Annotated in this window: 13 protein-coding genes and 1 tRNA gene; 8 read left to right on the forward strand and 6 right to left on the reverse strand. The window is 76.4% G+C overall.

Features of this window, described 5'->3' with window-relative positions; all coding sequences use genetic code 11:
- Positions 1-79: 79 nt before the first annotated feature.
- Positions 80-706 (reverse strand): NAD(P)H:quinone oxidoreductase, encoded by a 627-nt coding sequence (gene wrbA / locus K1J50_RS08305; RefSeq protein WP_220117247.1) that lies wholly within the window; start codon positions 704-706, stop codon positions 80-82.
- Positions 707-858: 152 nt separating this feature from the next.
- Between wrbA and K1J50_RS08310 the strand changes: the two genes are divergently transcribed.
- The 3 genes from K1J50_RS08310 to K1J50_RS08320 all read left to right on the forward strand — a co-directional run bounded on the left by K1J50_RS08310 (position 859) and on the right by K1J50_RS08320 (position 5388).
- Positions 859-2268 carry a DUF1800 domain-containing protein gene (locus tag K1J50_RS08310; RefSeq protein WP_220117248.1) on the forward strand — a complete coding sequence of 470 codons (1410 nt, stop codon included), beginning with the start codon at positions 859-861 and terminating at the stop codon, positions 2266-2268.
- Complete coding sequence (locus K1J50_RS08315; RefSeq protein WP_255575079.1) at positions 2265-3506, forward strand: DUF1501 domain-containing protein; 1242 nt, start codon at positions 2265-2267, stop codon at positions 3504-3506. Before K1J50_RS08310 ends, K1J50_RS08315 begins: the two co-directional genes overlap by 4 nt.
- A 196-nt stretch (positions 3507-3702) precedes the next feature.
- Positions 3703-5388 (forward strand): methyl-accepting chemotaxis protein, encoded by a 1686-nt coding sequence (locus tag K1J50_RS08320; RefSeq protein ID WP_220117249.1) that lies wholly within the window; start codon positions 3703-3705, stop codon positions 5386-5388.
- A 93-nt stretch (positions 5389-5481) separates the two neighbouring features.
- Here K1J50_RS08320 and rpoH read toward each other — a convergent pair whose 3' ends face one another.
- Both rpoH and K1J50_RS08330 read right to left on the reverse strand, forming a co-directional pair.
- Positions 5482-6366: an RNA polymerase sigma factor RpoH gene (rpoH, locus tag K1J50_RS08325; RefSeq protein WP_220117290.1), complete on the reverse strand. Its 885-nt coding sequence runs from the start codon at positions 6364-6366 to the stop codon at positions 5482-5484.
- Positions 6367-6594: 228 nt separating this feature from the next.
- Positions 6595-7623 carry an RluA family pseudouridine synthase gene (locus K1J50_RS08330; protein WP_255575080.1) on the reverse strand — a complete coding sequence of 343 codons (1029 nt, stop codon included), beginning with the start codon at positions 7621-7623 and terminating at the stop codon, positions 6595-6597.
- Between K1J50_RS08330 and K1J50_RS08335 the strand changes: the two genes are divergently transcribed.
- Complete coding sequence (locus tag K1J50_RS08335) at positions 7601-7900, forward strand: DUF6476 family protein (RefSeq protein WP_369413555.1); 300 nt, start codon at positions 7601-7603, stop codon at positions 7898-7900. The genes K1J50_RS08330 and K1J50_RS08335 overlap by 23 nt on opposite strands.
- Before the next feature lie 68 nt (positions 7901-7968).
- Positions 7969-8044, forward strand: a tRNA-Glu gene (locus K1J50_RS08340).
- A gap of 234 nt (positions 8045-8278) precedes the next feature.
- Here the strand turns inward: K1J50_RS08340 and K1J50_RS08345 are convergent.
- From K1J50_RS08345 to hemW, 3 genes are all read right to left on the reverse strand, one after another.
- Positions 8279-11470 carry an efflux RND transporter permease subunit gene (locus tag K1J50_RS08345; RefSeq protein ID WP_220117251.1) on the reverse strand — a complete coding sequence of 1064 codons (3192 nt, stop codon included), beginning with the start codon at positions 11468-11470 and terminating at the stop codon, positions 8279-8281.
- Entirely contained in the window at positions 11467-12522 is a 1056-nt protein-coding gene (locus K1J50_RS08350) for an efflux RND transporter periplasmic adaptor subunit (RefSeq protein ID WP_369413556.1), read from the reverse strand. Before K1J50_RS08350 ends, K1J50_RS08345 begins: the two co-directional genes overlap by 4 nt.
- Before the next feature lie 266 nt (positions 12523-12788).
- Complete coding sequence (gene hemW / locus K1J50_RS08355; protein ID WP_220117252.1) at positions 12789-13946, reverse strand: radical SAM family heme chaperone HemW; 1158 nt, start codon at positions 13944-13946, stop codon at positions 12789-12791.
- Positions 13947-13963: 17 nt separating this feature from the next.
- Between hemW and K1J50_RS08360 the strand changes: the two genes are divergently transcribed.
- The 3 genes from K1J50_RS08360 (at position 13964) to K1J50_RS08370 (ending at position 15532) form a co-directional block, all read left to right on the forward strand.
- Entirely contained in the window at positions 13964-14488 is a 525-nt protein-coding gene (locus tag K1J50_RS08360) for a YbaK/EbsC family protein (RefSeq protein ID WP_220117253.1), read from the forward strand.
- A 185-nt stretch (positions 14489-14673) separates the two neighbouring features.
- Positions 14674-15054, forward strand: coding sequence for a rhodanese-like domain-containing protein (locus K1J50_RS08365; protein ID WP_220117254.1), 381 nt, complete (start codon positions 14674-14676; stop codon positions 15052-15054).
- A 148-nt stretch (positions 15055-15202) separates the two neighbouring features.
- Positions 15203-15532, forward strand: coding sequence for an HU family DNA-binding protein (locus K1J50_RS08370; RefSeq protein ID WP_220117255.1), 330 nt, complete (start codon positions 15203-15205; stop codon positions 15530-15532).
- Positions 15533-15615: the final 83 nt, after the last annotated feature.

The following is a 15615-nucleotide window of genomic DNA, read 5'->3' on the forward strand; positions in this document are numbered from 1 at the left end:
CGGGGGCGGGCGGGCGCCGCCCCGCCGCGCCGCCGGGGCGGAGCGGCCGCTCCCCCTCCCGGCGCCGGGGCCGCGATCCTCAGGCCGCGGCCCGCGCCTCCGCGCTCCGCCCCGCCAGCCGCGCCGCGATCTCGGCCACGTGCCGCCCCTGCCAGCGCGCCAGCGCGAGCTCGTTCTCGCTCGGCATCCGCTTGCCGTCCGTGCCGGCGAGGGTGGTAGCGCCGTAGGGGCTGCCGCCGGTGATCTCGTCCATGCGCAACTGGCCGGCCGCGGCATAGGGCAGGCCGACCTGGACCATGCCATGGTGGAGCATCATGGTGTGGATCCCCATCAGGGTCGTCTCCTGCCCGCCGTGCTGCGTGGCGGTGGAGACGAAGGCGCTGCCCACCTTGCCGACGAGCGCGCCCCGCGCCCACAGGCTTCCCGTCTGGTCCCAGAAATTCGCCATCTGCGCCGCCATCCGCCCGTAGCGGGTCGGCGTGCCGACGATGATCGCGTCGTACTGGTCGAGCTCCTGCGGGCTCGCGACCGGCGCCTTCTGGTCGAGCTTGGCGCCCGCCTGGCGCGCCACCTCCTCGGGCACGAGCTCGGGCACGCGCTTGACCACCACCTCGGCCCCCGCCTCGCGGGCGCCCTCGGCTACCGCCTCGGCCAGCCGCTCGGTGTGGCCGTACATCGAATAGTAGAGCACGAGAATCCTCGCCATGTCCGGTAGGCTCCCTGGTCTCGGGTCAGGGGCGAGATAGGAACCGCCTGGCGGTCCGGGAACATCGGCGCGGCCGATAAGCTTCATTACAATCGGCAATGAGGGGGCGCATTATCATGCCCCCGGCACCCCGGGCCCCACGGTTGCGCGGCATGGAGATCCAGAGCGTCGTCGCCTCGGTCCGTTTCGGCCTCGGCCGCCGCCCGGACGATCCCGTCCCGGCCGATCCGGCGGCGTGGCTGGAGCGCCAGCTCGCCGCGCCACCCGCGCCCCTCCCGGCCGAGGGCTACGCCGGCATCCCGGCCGCCTTCGCAGCGATCCGGGCCGACCGCGAAACCGCCCGCGCCGCGCGGGAGGCGCAGGCGAGGATGGCGGGGAGCGACGGCGCCGCGCGGCGCGAAGGGGCGGAGGGGATGGCGGCCCCGGAGCCGCCGCCCGGCCCGGCCGGCGCGCCGCCGCCGGCGTTCGAGCGGCCGCGCCTGATCCGCGCGGCGGGCCAGGCCTGGCTCGCGCATGCTCTCGCGACCGAGGCCGCGTTCCCGGTCCGGCTGGCCAATTTCTGGCTCAACCACTTCACGGTCAGCCGGCGCCATCCCGATGCCGGCGCCTTCCTCGGCGACTTCCTGCGCACCGCCATCCATCCGCACGTGACGGGCCGGTTCGCCGACATGCTGCTCGCCGTCGCGCGCCACCCGGCGATGCTGATCTATCTCGACAACGCCGGCTCGGTCGGGCCGAACAGCCGGGCGGGACTGCGCCTGGGCCGCGGGCTCAACGAGAACCTGGCGCGCGAGATCCTCGAGCTGCACACGCTCGGCCGCGCCGGCGGCTACGCCCAGGCCGACGTCACCGCGCTCGCCCGCATCCTGACCGGCTGGTCCGTCGAGGGCAGGCGCGAGCCGCTCGGCTTCGTCTTCCGCGCCGCCGCCCACGAGCCGGGCGAGAAGGTGCTGCTGGGCCGGCGCTTCGCGGAGGGCGAGGAGGGCGGGATCGCCGCGCTGCGCTGGCTCGCCGAGCATCCCGCCACGCACCGCCACCTCGCGACGAAGCTCGTCCGCCACTTCGTCGCCGACGATCCGCCGCCCGCCGCGGTGGACCGCGTCTTCGCCACGCTGCGCGACACGCGCGGCGACCTCGGCGCCGCCGCCCGGGCGCTGATCCGCCTGCCGCAGGCGTGGTCGCCGCCGCTGACGAAGCTCCGCGCGCCGCTCGACTACACGCTCGCCGTGCTGCGCGCGCTCGGGATGCCGCCCGACCTCGCGGCGGGGATCGCCTTCCGCGACCTGCCGCGGCTCGGCCAGCCGCTCTGGGCCGCGCCGGCGCCGAACGGCTGGGCGGACCAGGCCGCCGAATGGGCCGCGCCGGAGGGGATCCTGCGGCGCATCGAGTGGGCGCACGCGCTTGCCGGGCGCGCGGCGCGCCGCGTGGACGCGCGCGCGCTCGCCGCGGCGGTGCTCGGCCCGCTCGCCCATCCCGACACGCTGCGCGAGGCGGGACGCGCCGGCTCGGCGCGCGACGCCCTCACCCTCGTGCTCGCCAGCCCGGAGTTCCAGCGCCGATGAGCCCCGATCCGCCCCCGACCCGCCGCCGGCTGCGCGCCGGGCGCCGCGGCTTCCTGCTCGGCCTCTCCGCCGCCGTCGCCCTGGGAGGGGCGCGGCTCGCCCTCGCCGACGCGCCGGGCGAGCGGCGCCTGGTCGTCGTGCTGCTGCGCGGGGCGCTGGACGGGCTCGCCGCCGTGCCGGCCTACGGCGATCCGCACCATGCCGCGCTGCGCGGCCCGCTCGCCCTGCCCGAGCCGGGGCAGGAGGGGGGCGCGCTCGATCTCGGCGGGCGGTTCGGCCTGCATCCGCGGCTGCGCACGCTGCATGCGCTCTACTGCGCGAACGAGGCGCTGGTGGTGCACGCCGTCGCCGGGCCCTACCGCAGCCGCAGCCACTTCGAGGCGCAGGACGCGCTGGAGAGCGGCGCCGAGAGGCCGCGCTCCAGCGGCTGGCTGAACCGCGCGCTGGCGGCGGCGCGGCCGGCGGCCGCGGCGCCGGCGGCCGCGCTCGCGGTCGGCACCGGCGTGCCGCTGCTGCTGCGCGGGCCGGCGGCGGTGCACAGCTACGCGCCGCAAGGCCTGGCGCAGCCGGAAGCGGACCTGCTCGCCCGCCTGCTCGCGCTGCACGCGCGCGATCCGCTGCTCGGCCGCGCGGTCGCCGAGGGGCTGCGCGACCGGGGGTTCAACGCGGCCGTCCTTGCCGGGACCGAGGCGGCGACGGGCGGCGGCGCCGGTGGGGCGGGCCCGCGCGGGCCGGGCGCCTTCGCCGCGCTCGCGGCGGCGGCGGGACGGCTGCTCGCCGCGGCCGGCGGGCCGCGCGTCGCCGCGCTCGAGCTCGGCGGCTGGGACACCCACGCGGCGCAGGCGGCGCGGCTGCTGCAGCCGCTCGGCGCGCTCGACGACGGCATCGCCGCGCTGCGCGAGGCCCTCGGCGAGCACTGGCGGCGGACGGCGGTGCTGGTGATCACCGAGTTCGGCCGCACGGTCCGGGCGAACGGCACGCTCGGCACCGACCACGGCACGGCCGGCGTGGCCTTCGTGCTCGGCGGCGCGGTCGCGGGCGGCGCGGTGCGGACGACCTGGCCCGGGCTCGCCGAGTCGCAGCTCTTCCAGGGCCGCGACCTGGCGCCGACGACCGACCTGCGCGCGATCGCCAAGGGGCTGCTGCGCGACCACCTCCGCCTGCCGGAGCGCGCCCTCGCCCAGGCCTTCCCGGGGAGCGAGGCGGTGGCGCCGATGCGCGGGCTGGTGCGCGCGTAGCGGGGTGGGGCGCGGCCCCCGGCGGTCTCCGCGCCGCCTCCGCGGCCGGCCGCGCGCGCAGGGGGATGGCGCCCGGCGGTGCGGCGGACCGGTGCCGGCGCGTTCACGCCCTGGTGACCCGTGCCATGGCAGAGGGGTCAGTGCGGGCCGCCGGCCGGAACGACCGGGCGGCGCCATCACGAGAGGACCCCCCCCTGTGCTGCAGACGCTTTCGATCCGCACCAAGCTGATCGCGGCCTTCGCGGCCCTGCTCCTTTTCACCCTCGGCCTCGGCGCGCTGGCCCTCGACCGCGTCCAGAGCCTGCGCGCGGACGCCGCGGAACTGGCCGGCAACTGGGTGCCGAGCCTGCGGGCGCTCGGCGCGATGGACAACGCCCTCGCCAACCAGCGGGCCCAGCTCCTTCTCCACCTGTCCGCGCGCGACGCCCGTGCCAGGCAGGAGATCGAGCGGCGCATCGCCGAGACCGCCCACACCCTCGCCGAGGGACGGCGGGCCTACGAGCCGCTCGCGACCTCCCCGCAGGAGCGCGCCGGCCTCGCGGAGTTCGACCGGCACCGGGCCGCCTACGAGCAGCACGTGGCGCAACTGCTCGATCTGTCCCGGCGGGCCGGGGAGGCGGAGCGGGCGTGGCGGGTGTTCGAGGAGGGGGTGCAGCCGTCCTTCGCCGCCGCCCGGGAGGCGCTGCAGCGCCTCGTGCGCTTCAACGGCGAGAACGCCGACGCCGCCAGCCGCCGCGCCGACGCCACCGCCGGCGCGGGCCGCGCCCTGATCCTCGGCCTGCTCGCCGCGGCCGCCGCGATCGGTGCGGCGCTCGCCTTCGCGATCATCCGCGGCGTGGACCGCGACATCGCCTCGGTCCTCGCGCCGATGCGCCAGCTTGCCGCCGGCGACCTGTCGGCGACGGTGCCGGCGCTGCCGGAGCGGACCGAGATCGGGGCCATCGCGGGCGCCCTGCAGCGCTTCAAGGAGGCGCTGGTCGAGAAGCGCGAGGCGGATGCGCGCGCCGCCGCCGAGGCCGCCGCCAAGGCGGCGCGGGCCGAGCGCATGGCCGCCAATGTCGCGCGGTTCGAGGCCGAGGCGGGCGAGAGCCTGCGCAAGGTGAAGGACGCCGCGGCGGAGCTCGACTCCACCGCCGACGCGATGGCGCGCACCGCGCAGCAGGGGCTGGAGCGCGCGACCTCCGTCGCCGCGGCTTCCGAACAGGCCTCGACCAACGTGCAGACCGTCGCCGCCTCGGCCGAGCAGCTCGCGGCGAGCATCGCCGAGGTGGCGCGCCAGGTGACGGAGAGCGCCCAGGTCGCGCGGCGCGCGGCGGAGGACGCGCGCGCCACCGACGCCGCCGTTGCCAGCCTCTCCGAGGCGGCGCAGCGGATCGGCGAGGTGGTGCGCCTGATCGGCGACATCGCCGGCCAGACCAACCTGCTCGCGCTCAACGCCACCATCGAGGCGGCGCGCGCCGGCGAGGCCGGCAAGGGCTTCGCGGTGGTGGCCTCGGAGGTGAAGCAGCTCGCCGCGCAGACGGCGAAGGCGACGGATCAGATCGGCGGCCAGATCGCCGCGATGCAGGCGGAGACGAGCCGGGCGGTGGAGGCGATCCGCGGCATCGGCCAGACCATCGAGATGATGGAACGGATCACCGCCCAGGTCGCCGCGGCGGCGGAGGAGCAGGCCAGCGCGACACGCGAGATCACGCGGAGCGTGACCGAGGCCGCGACCGGGACCCGGGACGTCTCGCAGCACGCGGCGGGGATGACGGGAGAGGCACAGCAGGCCGGCGCGGCGGCGGCGCAGCTCCGCTCCTCGTCCCAGGCGCTGGCGCGCGAGGCCGAGGCGCTGCGGGCGCAGGTGGAACGGTTCCTCGCCGAGGTGCAGGCGGCCTGAGCGGGGCGGCGCCGCACGGCCCGGGAGACGCCCGCGGCGCCGGGGGGCGGCGCCGCGCCGTATGCGGGGGCAAGGACGGCGGCGGGCGGGCGGTCAGCGCGCCTCCAGCCGCCGCTCCGCGATCTGCTGCTTCATGCTCTTCTGCAGCTTCTCGAAGGCGCGCACCTCGATCTGGCGCACCCGCTCCCGGCTGATGCCGTACTGCTGCGAGAGCTCCTCGAGCGTGGTCGGCTCGTCCTTCAGCCGCCGCTCGATCAGGATGTGGCGCTCGCGGTCGTTGAGGGTCTTGAGCGCCTCGTTGAGCAGGCGGCGACGGTTGGACATGTCCTCCCGCTCCGCGATCTCCGTCTCCTGGCTCTCGCTCTCGTCCACCAGCCAGTCCTGCCACTCGCCCTCGCCGTCGGTGCGCACCGGGGCGTTCAGCGAGTGGTCCGGCGAGGCGAGGCGCCGGTTCATCGAGACCACGTCCTGCTCCGGCACCTGCAGCATCTTGGCGATCTTCGCCACCTGCTCGGGCTTCAGGTCGCCCTCCTCGAGGGCGGACATCTGGCCCTTGAGGCGGCGCAAGTTGAAGAAGAGCTTCTTCTGCGCCGCGGTGGTGCCCATCTTCACCAGCGACCAGGAGTGCAGGATGTACTCCTGGATCGCGGCGCGGATCCACCACATGGCGTAGGTGGCGAGGCGGAAGCCGCGGTCCGGGTCGAACCGCTTCACCGCCTGCATCATGCCGACGTTGCCCTCGGAAATCAGTTCGCCGAGCGGCAGGCCGTAGCCGCGATAGCCCATGGCGATCTTGGCGACGAGCCTGAGATGCGACGTGACCAGCTTGTGCGCCGCCTCGACGTCCCCGTGCTCCTTCCAACGCTTGGCGAGGGCGTATTCCTCTTCCGGCGTCAGCATGGGGAACTTGCGGATCTCCTGCAGATACCGCGTGAGGTTCCCCTCCGGCGCCACAGGGATGACCGAGCTGGAAGCCATGATGTTCATCTGCCTCCTGGCCGGCGGGACCGCCCCGTGACGGCGGGGCCCCTGGCCGGCATGCGATCGGGTGTGTCGAACGTCTCCCGGGCCCGCCCGTGCGGCGTCGCCCCGGTCACGACGGGGCGATTGCGGCACGGATTCTCTTGGCACCCGGCACCATCCGACAGAGCGGATTTATACGTAGCTTCGCCCCGTTTGGCAAGAAAAACCTAGCGCCCAAGTCGGTTACTCTTCGTTACCCGCCGGCGCCCATCCGCCCAGCCGGGCGAGCAGCCCGGCCATGTCAGCCGGGAGCGGCGATTCGAAGCGCAGCGCCGCGCCGGTCACGGGGTGGCGGAAGCCGAGCGTCGCCGCGTGCAGCGCCTGGCGCGGGAAGCCGAGGAGCGCGGCCCGCAGCGGCGGCGGCAGGGCGCGCGCAGCAGCGGGAATGCGCCGCCCATACACCGGATCGCCGACCACCGGGTGTCCCATGTGCGCGAGGTGCACGCGGATCTGATGGGTCCTGCCGGTCGCCAGGCGGCAGCGCAGCAAGGCGCAGGCGGTGCCGAAGGCGCGCTCGGTGGCGTAGCGGGTGAGGGCGGGCTTGCCGCGGCCTGCCGGCACCACGGCCATGCGCTTGCGGTCGGCGGGATGGCGGCCGATCGGGGCCTCGATCGCGCCGGCGGGCGGGGCGGGCAGGCCCCAGGCCAGGGCGAGGTAGGTGCGCTCCAGCTCCTCCCGGCGTTCGGCGAAGGCGTGCGCGAGCGCACGGTGCGCGCGCTCCGTCTTGGCGACGACCATGACGCCGGAGGTGTCCTTGTCGAGCCGGTGCACGATGCCGGGCCGCTGCTCGCCGCCGATGCCGGGCAGCTCCGCCCCGGCGTGGGCGAGCAGGGCGTTCACCAGGGTCCCGTCCGGATTGCCCGGCGCGGGATGGACGACGAGGCCGGCCGGCTTGTCGAGCACGATCAGGTCCGCGTCCTCGTACAGGACGGCAAGCGGTATGGGCTGTGCCACCGGCGTCGCCGGCGCGGGCGGCGGCAGGCGCAGCTCGTAGCGGGCGCCGGCGCGCACCGGCTGGGCCGGATCGGTGAGCGGCGCGCCGTCGCGGCGGGCATGGCCGGCCTCGATCAGCGCCTTGACGCGCGAGCGGGAGAGCGAGCCTATCGCGCCGGCGAGGAAGCGGTCGGCCCGCTCGCCGGCGGCAGCCGCCGGGGCGGTGACGGCGATGGTCTCGGCGGAGGGCGGCGGGGTGGTGTCGGTGCGGGCGCTCAAGTGGCTGGTCGCGGTGATGGGCGTGCTGATCCTCGCCGGCACCGTGACGCTGGTGGCCGTGATCGTCCAGCGACTGGGGGGCGGCGGCGCGGCGGTGACGACGGCGGGGCTCGGCCAGCCGGCCGGGACGCGGATCGCGGGGCTGGCGGCGGCCGGGGACCATCTGGCGATCTGGGTGGAGCGGCCGGACGGACAAGGCCTGGTGGTGCTGTTCGATCCGCGCCGCGGGCGGGTGGCGGGCGAGATCCGACCGGCGCTGCGCGGGGCGGCCGAGTGACCCGCGCCGGGACCGCGGGGCGCTTGATCCGTTCGGGCGGACGGGGTAGGAAGCCCGCCGCGTCACGGGTCCCCTTCGTCTAGAGGCCTAGGACACCGCCCTCTCACGGCGGCAACACGGGTTCGAATCCCGTAGGGGACGCCAGGCCCGCCAAGGGCCTGGCCGCACGCCGTCCGCTTCCCGGTTTGTCGTTCTGCGTTGCGCGCCCCTCCGCGGGGCGGCGCACGCCGGGCGCCGCGCCTGGCCGTGATCGCCGGCAGCCGGGAGCGAGGCGGGGGAGGGGAGGGGCGCGCATCCTCCGGCCGCCGGCGCCGCGCGCCTCGTGACGGCGCCGGGGATCGGCGCCGTCGGGTCCATCCCCTCATGCCGCGACGCTCCTCAGGTCGGGTCCCGCAGCACGCGGTAGAGCGCCGGGATCACCAGCACGGTCAGCGCCGTCGAGGACAGCAGGCCGAACAGCAGCGACACGGCGAGGCCCTGGAAGATCGGGTCGGCGAAGATGAAGGCGGCCCCGATCATCGCCGCCGCCGCGGTCAGCGCGATCGGCTTGAACCGCACCGCCCCGGCCTCCAGCGCCACCTCGCGCATGCTGCGGCTCCTGCGGTCGGCGTGGCGCACGAAGTCTACCAGCAGGATCGAGTTGCGCACGATGATGCCGGCCAGCGCGATGAAGCCGATCATGGAGGGCGCGGTGAAGGCGGCGCCGGTCAGCGCGTGGCCGAGCACGACGCCGATCAGCGTCAGCGGCACCGGCACCAGCACCACGAGCGGGGCGAGGAAGCTGCCGAACTGCGCCACCACCAGCGCGTAGATGCCGAGCAGCGCGACGGCGAAGGCGGCGCCCATGTCGCGGAAGGTGATGCGCGTCACCTCCCACTCCCCCTCCCACAGCAGGGCGAGGCCGCGCTCCGCCTGCGGCTGGCCGGCGAGGCGGATCTCCGGCACCGGCACGCCGGCGGCGGCGCGCGCGGCCAGCGCGTCGCGCACCGCGAGCATACCGTAGATCGGCGCCTCGTAGGCGCCGGCGAGCTCGGCCATCACCATCTCGGCGGCGCGGCCGTTGCGGCGGAACACGGGGGGCGAGGCGCGCTCCTCCGCCACCTCCACCAGGTCGCCGAGCTCGACCGCACCGCGCCGTCCCGGCACCGGGGTCGCCAGCAGCCGCTCGGAGAGGCGCAGCTCGGACTTCGGCAGGCGCACCACGATCTCGACCGGGTTGCGCCCGGGGCCGCGGTGCGAGTAGCCGACCGGCACGCCGCCCACCAGCGCGCGCAGCGTGTCGTAGACCGCCGCCTCCTCGACGCCGTGGAACTCGAGCTGGTCGGAGAGCAGGCGGAAGCGCAGCCGCCGCCCCGGATCGCCGATCGTGTCGTCCACATCCACGATGAAGGGGACGGAGCGGAAGGCGTCGCGCACCACCGCCGCCGCGGCGCGGCGCGCCTCCGCGTCGGGCCCGTAGATCTCGGCGAGCAGGGTGGCGAGCACCGGCGGGCCGGGCGGCACCTCCACCACCTTGAGGCGCGCCCCCTCGGGCAGCGGCAGGTCGGCGAGCAGCGCGCGCGCCTCGAGCGCGATCGCGTGGCTGGTGCGCGCGCGCGCGGCGCGCGGGGCGAGGGCGAGCTCGAGGTCGCCGCGGCGCGGCTCCTGGCGCAGGAAGTAGTGCCGCACCAGGCCGTTGAAGTTGAAGGGCGCGGCGGTGCCGGCGTTGACCGTGACCGCGACCAGCTCGGGCAGGGCGCGCAGCCGCTCGGCGGCGGCGAACAGGGCGCGCTCGGTGTCCTCCAGGCTGGCATTGGCCGGCATGTCGAGCACCACCGAGAGCTCCGACTTGTTGTCGAAGGGCAGAAGCTTCACCGTGACGTCGCGCGTCACGAACAGCGCGAGCGAGCCCGCCGTCGCCGTCCCCGTCAGCAGCAGGAAGGCGACAGCGCGCCAGCGGCGCTCGATCAGCGGCCGCGCGAGGCGGAGATAGAGGGCGCCGAGCCGGCCCGCGTGGTGGCCGCCCCCCTCCGGCGCCGCGGCGCGGCCGAGGCCGCGCAGCTTCACCATCAGCCAGGGCGTCAGCACCATCGCCGCGAAGTAGGAGAACAGCATCGCCGCCGAGGCCACCGCCGGGATCGGCGCCATGTAGGGGCCCATCAGGCCGGAGACGAACATCATCGGCAGCAGCGCCGCGATCACGGTGAGCGTGGCGACGATGGTCGGGTTGCCGACCTCCGCCACCGCGTCCACCGCCGCCGCGATGCGGCCGCGCCCGTCCTGCATCCGCCAGTGGCGGTCGATGTTCTCGACCACGACGATGGCGTCGTCCACCAGGATGCCGATGGCGAAGATCAGCGCGAACAGCGAGACGCGGTTCAGCGTGTAGCCGAGCAGCCAGGCGCCGAACAGGGTGAGCAGGATGGTCACCGGGATCACCACCGCGACCACCGCCGCCTCGCGCCAGCCGATGGCGAGCCAGATCAGGCCGACGATCGAGACCGTGGCGAGGCCGAGATGGAACAGCAGCTCGTCCGACTTCTCCTGCGCCGTCTCGCCGTAGTCGCGGGTGATGTCGGCGGCGATGCCGGCGGGGATCAGGTTGCCCTGCAGGCGCGCGACCAGGTCGCGCACCGCGTGCGTCACCACCACCGCGTTGGCGCCGGCGCGCTTGGCGATGGCGACCGAGACCGCCGGCGCGCGCACCCAGGCGCCGTCGGCGCCGCGCGTCAGGCGCCAGGAGCGCGCCTCCACCGGCCGCGCCTCCGGCTCCACCCGGGCGACGTCGGAGAGGTAGACCGGGCGGCCGTCGCGCGCGGCGAGCAGCAGCAGCCCGGCATCGGGGATGCCGCGCAGCGTCTGCCCGGCGTGGGCGGGCACGGTTTCGCCCCCCGCGCGCAGCGCGCCGAGCTGGAAAGAGCGGTTGGCTCCGGCGATCTTGTCCACGAGCTGGTTCAGCGTGATGCCGTAGAGCGCGAGGCGCTCCGGGTCCGGCTCGATGCGGAGCTGCGGCGGGCGGCCGCCGACGATGTAGGTCAGGCCTACATCGGGGATCTTCACCAGCTCCGACAGCAGCCGGTCGGCGAGCTCGTGCAGCGCGGTGTCGGTCCAGCGCGCGTCGGCGGGATCCTCCGGCCGGAGCGTCACCACCGCCACCGCGACGTCGTTGATGCCGCGCCCGACGATCAGCGGCTCCGGGATGCCGAGCGGGATGCGGTCCATGTTGGCGCGCACCTTCTCGTGCACGCGCAGGATCGCCTCGTCGGCGGAGGTGCCGACCAGGAAGCGCGCCGTCACCACCGCGCGGTCGTCGGCGGTGTTGCTGTAGACGTGCTCGACGCCGGGGATGCCGAGGACGATCGCCTCGAGCGGCCGCGTCACCAGCTCCACCGCGTCGGGGGCGGAGAGGCCGTCGGCGCGCACGTGGATGTCCACCATGGGGACGCTGATCTGCGGCTCCTCCTCCCGCGGCAGGCCGAGGAGGGCGAGCAGGCCGAGGCCGAGCGCCGCGAGCAGCAGCAGCGGCGTCAGCGGCGAGCCGATGAAGGCGCGCGCCAGCGCGCCGGAGAGGCCGAGCCGCGGCGCCGTCACGGCCGCACCAGCACGTCGCCGGCGGCGAGGCCGGAGAGGATCTCGACCCCCGGCGTGCCGTCCGGGAGCGGGCGCGCCGGGCCGCGCTGCACCGGCACCAGCGCGCCGGAGGCGAGCCGCGCGAGATCCACCCCGGCGCCGCGGATCACGAACGCCTCCGGCACCACGATGGCGCTCCGGCGGTCGGCGGCGATGGTCACGCGCACCCGCTCGCCGACGAAGAAGTCGCCGAGGCCCTCGACCTCGGCGTCCGCCACCACCTGCCCGTCCTGCAATTCGGGATAGACGAGGCGGATCGTGCCGCGGCCGAGCGCCGCCTCCGGCCGCTCGGCGAGACCGCGCGCGCCGACCTCCACCGGGTCGCCCGGGCGGAGGAAGCGGGCGTGGCGTTCGGGCAGGCGCAGGCGCAGCACGTAGCGGTCGGTGGCGATGGTGGCGACGCTCTCGCCGGGCAGGATCACGGCGCCGGCGACGCCGCGCACGCGCAGCACGCGGCCGGCCTGCGGGGCGAGCACCTGGCCCTCGCGCCGCTGCTCCTCGAGCACGGCACGCTCGGCGCGGGTGGCGGCGGCCTGGGCCTCGACCACGTCGAGCGCGGTCTGCGCCTCGTCCAGCCGGGCCTGGGTGGCGGCGCCGGTGGCGCGGAGCTGGCGCGTGCGCTCGAGCTCGAGCAGCGCCTGGCGGCGCTGGGCGGCGAGCGCCTCGAGGCGCGCGTCGATCGCCGCGAGCTGCAGCGGGAGCTTCGGGTCCTCGACCTCGGCGAGGAGCTCCCCGGCGCGCACCGCGTCGCCCTCGCGCACCCGCACCTCGCGCAGCGTGCCGCCGATGCGGGCGCGCGCCTCGGCCTCGCGGACGCTCTCGACCGTGGCGAACACCGCCTTGCGGTCCTCGACCAGGCTGGGCGCCACGGCCAGCCGCTCCTGCGCCAGGGCCGGCGGGACCGGGGCGAGGCCGCCCGCTGGAAGGACGAGGAGAAGCAGACGGAAGGCGAGCGCCGGCCGCGGCGGCGGCGCGGCGGGAGGGGGGGCGGCACGCGATGTTCGGCTGGTCACGCGGGGCAATCCTCTCGGTCTGGGCGGTCACGGGAGGCGCATCCGCCCGGCTGCGCGCCGCAGCGGCGCCGGCCCGGCGCGCGCCGGGCGGATCCGCGCGCCCGCCCGCGATCCGCTGCGCGCGCCGGCCGGCGCCTGCCGGCGAGGAAAGGCTGCGCGGTCGCGGCCCCGGGCACCTTGATCCGGCGCAAGGCGGCGCTCGCCGTCTCCGGCCGCCCGCGCGCGGGCAGCGGAGGGCCGCGCCGCGTCCCGGTGAGGGCGCGCGGTCAACGCAGCAGGGCCGGCAGCAGCGCATCCAGCCGGAGCCGCCCCTCCGGCGTCGCGACGAGGCGGCCGGCCGCGGTCCAGGCAAGATAGCCCTCCTCGATCAGCGCCGCCAGCATCGCGGTGTCCACCGCCGCGACGAAGGGCAGGCCGCCGCTGCGCGCCTCGATGCGCGCGGGGTCCACGCCCTCCGCCAGGCGCAGTCCCATCAGCAGCGCCTCGCGCGCGCGCTCGGTCGGCGCGAGCGGCGTCTCCTCGACGATCGCGTGGCCGTCGCGCGCGACGCGCGCCGCCCATTCCTCCGGCGCGCGGTGCCGGTGCGCGGCGAGCAGCGCGCCGTCCTCCCGCGTCAGGCGCTGATGCGCGCCGGGGCCGATGCCGAGGTAGTCGCCATAGCGCCAGTACTGCAGGTTGTGGCGGCTCTCCGCGCCCGGTTTCGCGTAGTTGCTCACCTCGTAGGGCCGCAGGCCGAAGCGTGCCGCCTCCTCCTCCGTGGCGCGGTAGAGGCGCGCCGCCTCCTCGCCCTCGGGCAGCGCGAATTCGCCGCGGGCGTGAAGCGTCGCGAAGCGCGTCCCCGGCTCGATGGTGAGCTGGTAGAGCGAGAGGTGGTCGGCGGCGAGCGCCAGCGCGCGGCGCAGCTCGGCGCGCCAGGACGCCTCCGTCTGGCCGGGGCGGGCGTAGATCAGGTCGAAGGAGAGGCGGGGGAACAGCGCCCGCGCCGCCTCCAGCGCGGCGACCGCCTGCGCCGCGTCGTGGCGGCGGCCGAGGAAGCGCAGCGCCTCCTCCTCCAGCGACTGCACGCCGAGCGAGAGGCGGTTCACGCCGGCCTCCCGGAAGGCGGCGAGCCTGCCGGTCTCGACGCTGGTGGGGTTGGCCTCGAGGGTGATCTCGAGATCGGGCGCGGCGTCGAAGGCGGCGCGGGCGTCCTCGATCAGCGCGGCGGCGGTCTCGGGCTCCATCAGGCTCGGCGTGCCGCCGCCGAAGAAGAGGGAGAGGAGCGGGCGGCGGCCCGTGCGTGCCGCCTCGAAGGCGAGCTCGCGGCGCAGCGCGGCGCGGAAACGCGCCTGGTCCACCCGCTCGCGGACATGCGAGTTGAAGTCGCAGTAGGGGCACTTGGCGGCGCAGAACGGCCAGTGGATGTAGAGGGCCAGAGGTTCCATCGCGGAGGATATGGGGCGTGGGCGGAGCGGGCGTCGAGCGGGACGCCGCCGCGGGCGGCGGGCGGCAGCGGGCCGGGGGCGGATCGGTCGAGCGGGTGCGCGCGGCGCTGCGCGCCGCCGCCCATCCCGACACGATCCGCGCCTTCCCGGAGGGCACGCGCAGCGCGGCCGAGGCCGCCGCGGCGGTCGGCTGCGCCGTGGCGCAGATCGCCAAGTCCCTCGTCTTCCGGGCAGGGGCGCGGCCGGTGCTGGTGATCGCCTCCGGCGCCAACCGCGTGGACCTGGCGAAGGTCGCGCAGGCGATCGGGCAACCGGTGCGACGCGCCGACGGCGGGTGGGTGCGGGACGCCACCGGCTTCGCGATCGGCGGCGTCGCGCCGGTCGGGCACCCAGTGCCGCCGATCGCGCTGGTGGACGAGGACCTTTTCGTCTTCGACCGGGTATGGGCGGCGGCGGGCAGCCCGTTCCACCTGTTCGAGACCACGCCCGCCGAGCTGCTGCGCCTCAGCGGCGGCCGCCGCGCCGCGGTGCGCGAGGACTGACGCGCCGCCGGCGCGGCCCCGCTCCGGCGCGCGCCGGCGCGCCCGCCCGGCGTCCGGGGCCGGGGCGTGCCCCCGGCCGGTTCCCGCCGCTCGCGATCGGCCCTAGGCTGCCCTTGCCGGGCAGGCGCCGCACCGGGCCGCAGGGGGCGGGCCGGGCGGCGCGCCCGCACGGGGAGACCGCCGCCATGACCATGTCCGTCAAGGAGATGCTCGCCGCCGCCAACGCCATGGTGCCGCGCATCAGCGCGCAGGAGGCGAAGGCGCTGCTCGGGGATCCGCGCGTGGTCTTCCTCGATGTGCGGGAGCCGGAGGAGGTCGCGGCCACGGGCAAGGTGCCGGGCGCGCTGACCATTCCCCGGGGGCTGCTGGAGTTCCGCGCCGATCCCGAGAGCCCGCTGCACGACGCGGCCTTCGACCGCGCCAAGACGGTGATCGCCTACTGCGCCTCCGGCGGGCGCTCCGCGCTGGCCGGCAAGACGCTGAAGGACATGGGGTACGCCGATGTGCGCAACCTGGGCGGCTTCAAGGACTGGCTGGACGCCGGGGGCGCGGTGGAGAGGGGCTGAGCCGCCGGCGGGCGGCGCCGGGTGCAGGTCCGGGGCGGCGTGCGGCGGCACGGCACGGCAGTTCCGTTTCCCGCGCGGCGGCGCGCTTGTGGCGCCGTCGCCGGCGTGGTTGCGTTGACGGCGTGACACCAGCGAGAGGACGCGGACCATGGCAGAAGCGGCGAAAGAGGCGGCGACCACGGGCAAGGCCGGCGCGGCTCCGGCGGCGGTGGGGCTGCGGCAGATCGCGGCCGAGCTGGCCGAGGAGCACGAGATGCCGCGCCGCCAGGTGGAGGCGATCCTCAACGACTTCGTCGCCGCCGTCACGAACCACCTCAAGGCCGGCGCGAAGGTCCGGCTGGGCGGCATCGGGATCTTCCAGGTGCGCGAGCGCCCGGCGCGGATCGGCCGCAACCCGGCCACGGGGGCGCAGATCCAGATCCCGGCGAGCCGCAAGATCGCCTTCCGTCCGGCGAAGGAGCTCAAGGAGGCGGTCTGAGGGGCGCCGCCCGCGGGTCGGGGGACCGGATGCCGCGGCGGGTGCCGGCCGCGGACGGCACCCGGCTCCGCAAAGGCGGGGGC

Source organism: Caldovatus aquaticus (assembly GCF_019458025.1).
Taxonomy (GTDB): Bacteria; Pseudomonadota; Alphaproteobacteria; order Acetobacterales; family Acetobacteraceae; genus Caldovatus; species Caldovatus aquaticus.

Excerpts from the sequence above, each read along its gene's own strand:
- K1J50_RS08310 (WP_220117248.1), top strand. The coding sequence starts at position 859 with ATGGAGATCCAGAGCGTCGTCGCCTCGGTCCGTTTCGGCCTCGGCCGC.
- K1J50_RS08370 (WP_220117255.1), top strand. The coding sequence starts at position 15,203 with ATGGCAGAAGCGGCGAAAGAGGCGGCGACCACGGGCAAGGCCGGCGCG.
- rpoH (WP_220117290.1), bottom strand. The coding sequence starts at position 6,366 with ATGGCTTCCAGCTCGGTCATCCCTGTGGCGCCGGAGGGGAACCTCACG.
- hemW (WP_220117252.1), bottom strand. The coding sequence starts at position 13,946 with ATGGAACCTCTGGCCCTCTACATCCACTGGCCGTTCTGCGCCGCCAAG.
- K1J50_RS08365 (WP_220117254.1), top strand. The coding sequence starts at position 14,674 with ATGACCATGTCCGTCAAGGAGATGCTCGCCGCCGCCAACGCCATGGTG.
- wrbA (WP_220117247.1), bottom strand. The coding sequence starts at position 706 with ATGGCGAGGATTCTCGTGCTCTACTATTCGATGTACGGCCACACCGAG.
- K1J50_RS08315 (WP_255575079.1), top strand. The coding sequence starts at position 2,265 with ATGAGCCCCGATCCGCCCCCGACCCGCCGCCGGCTGCGCGCCGGGCGC.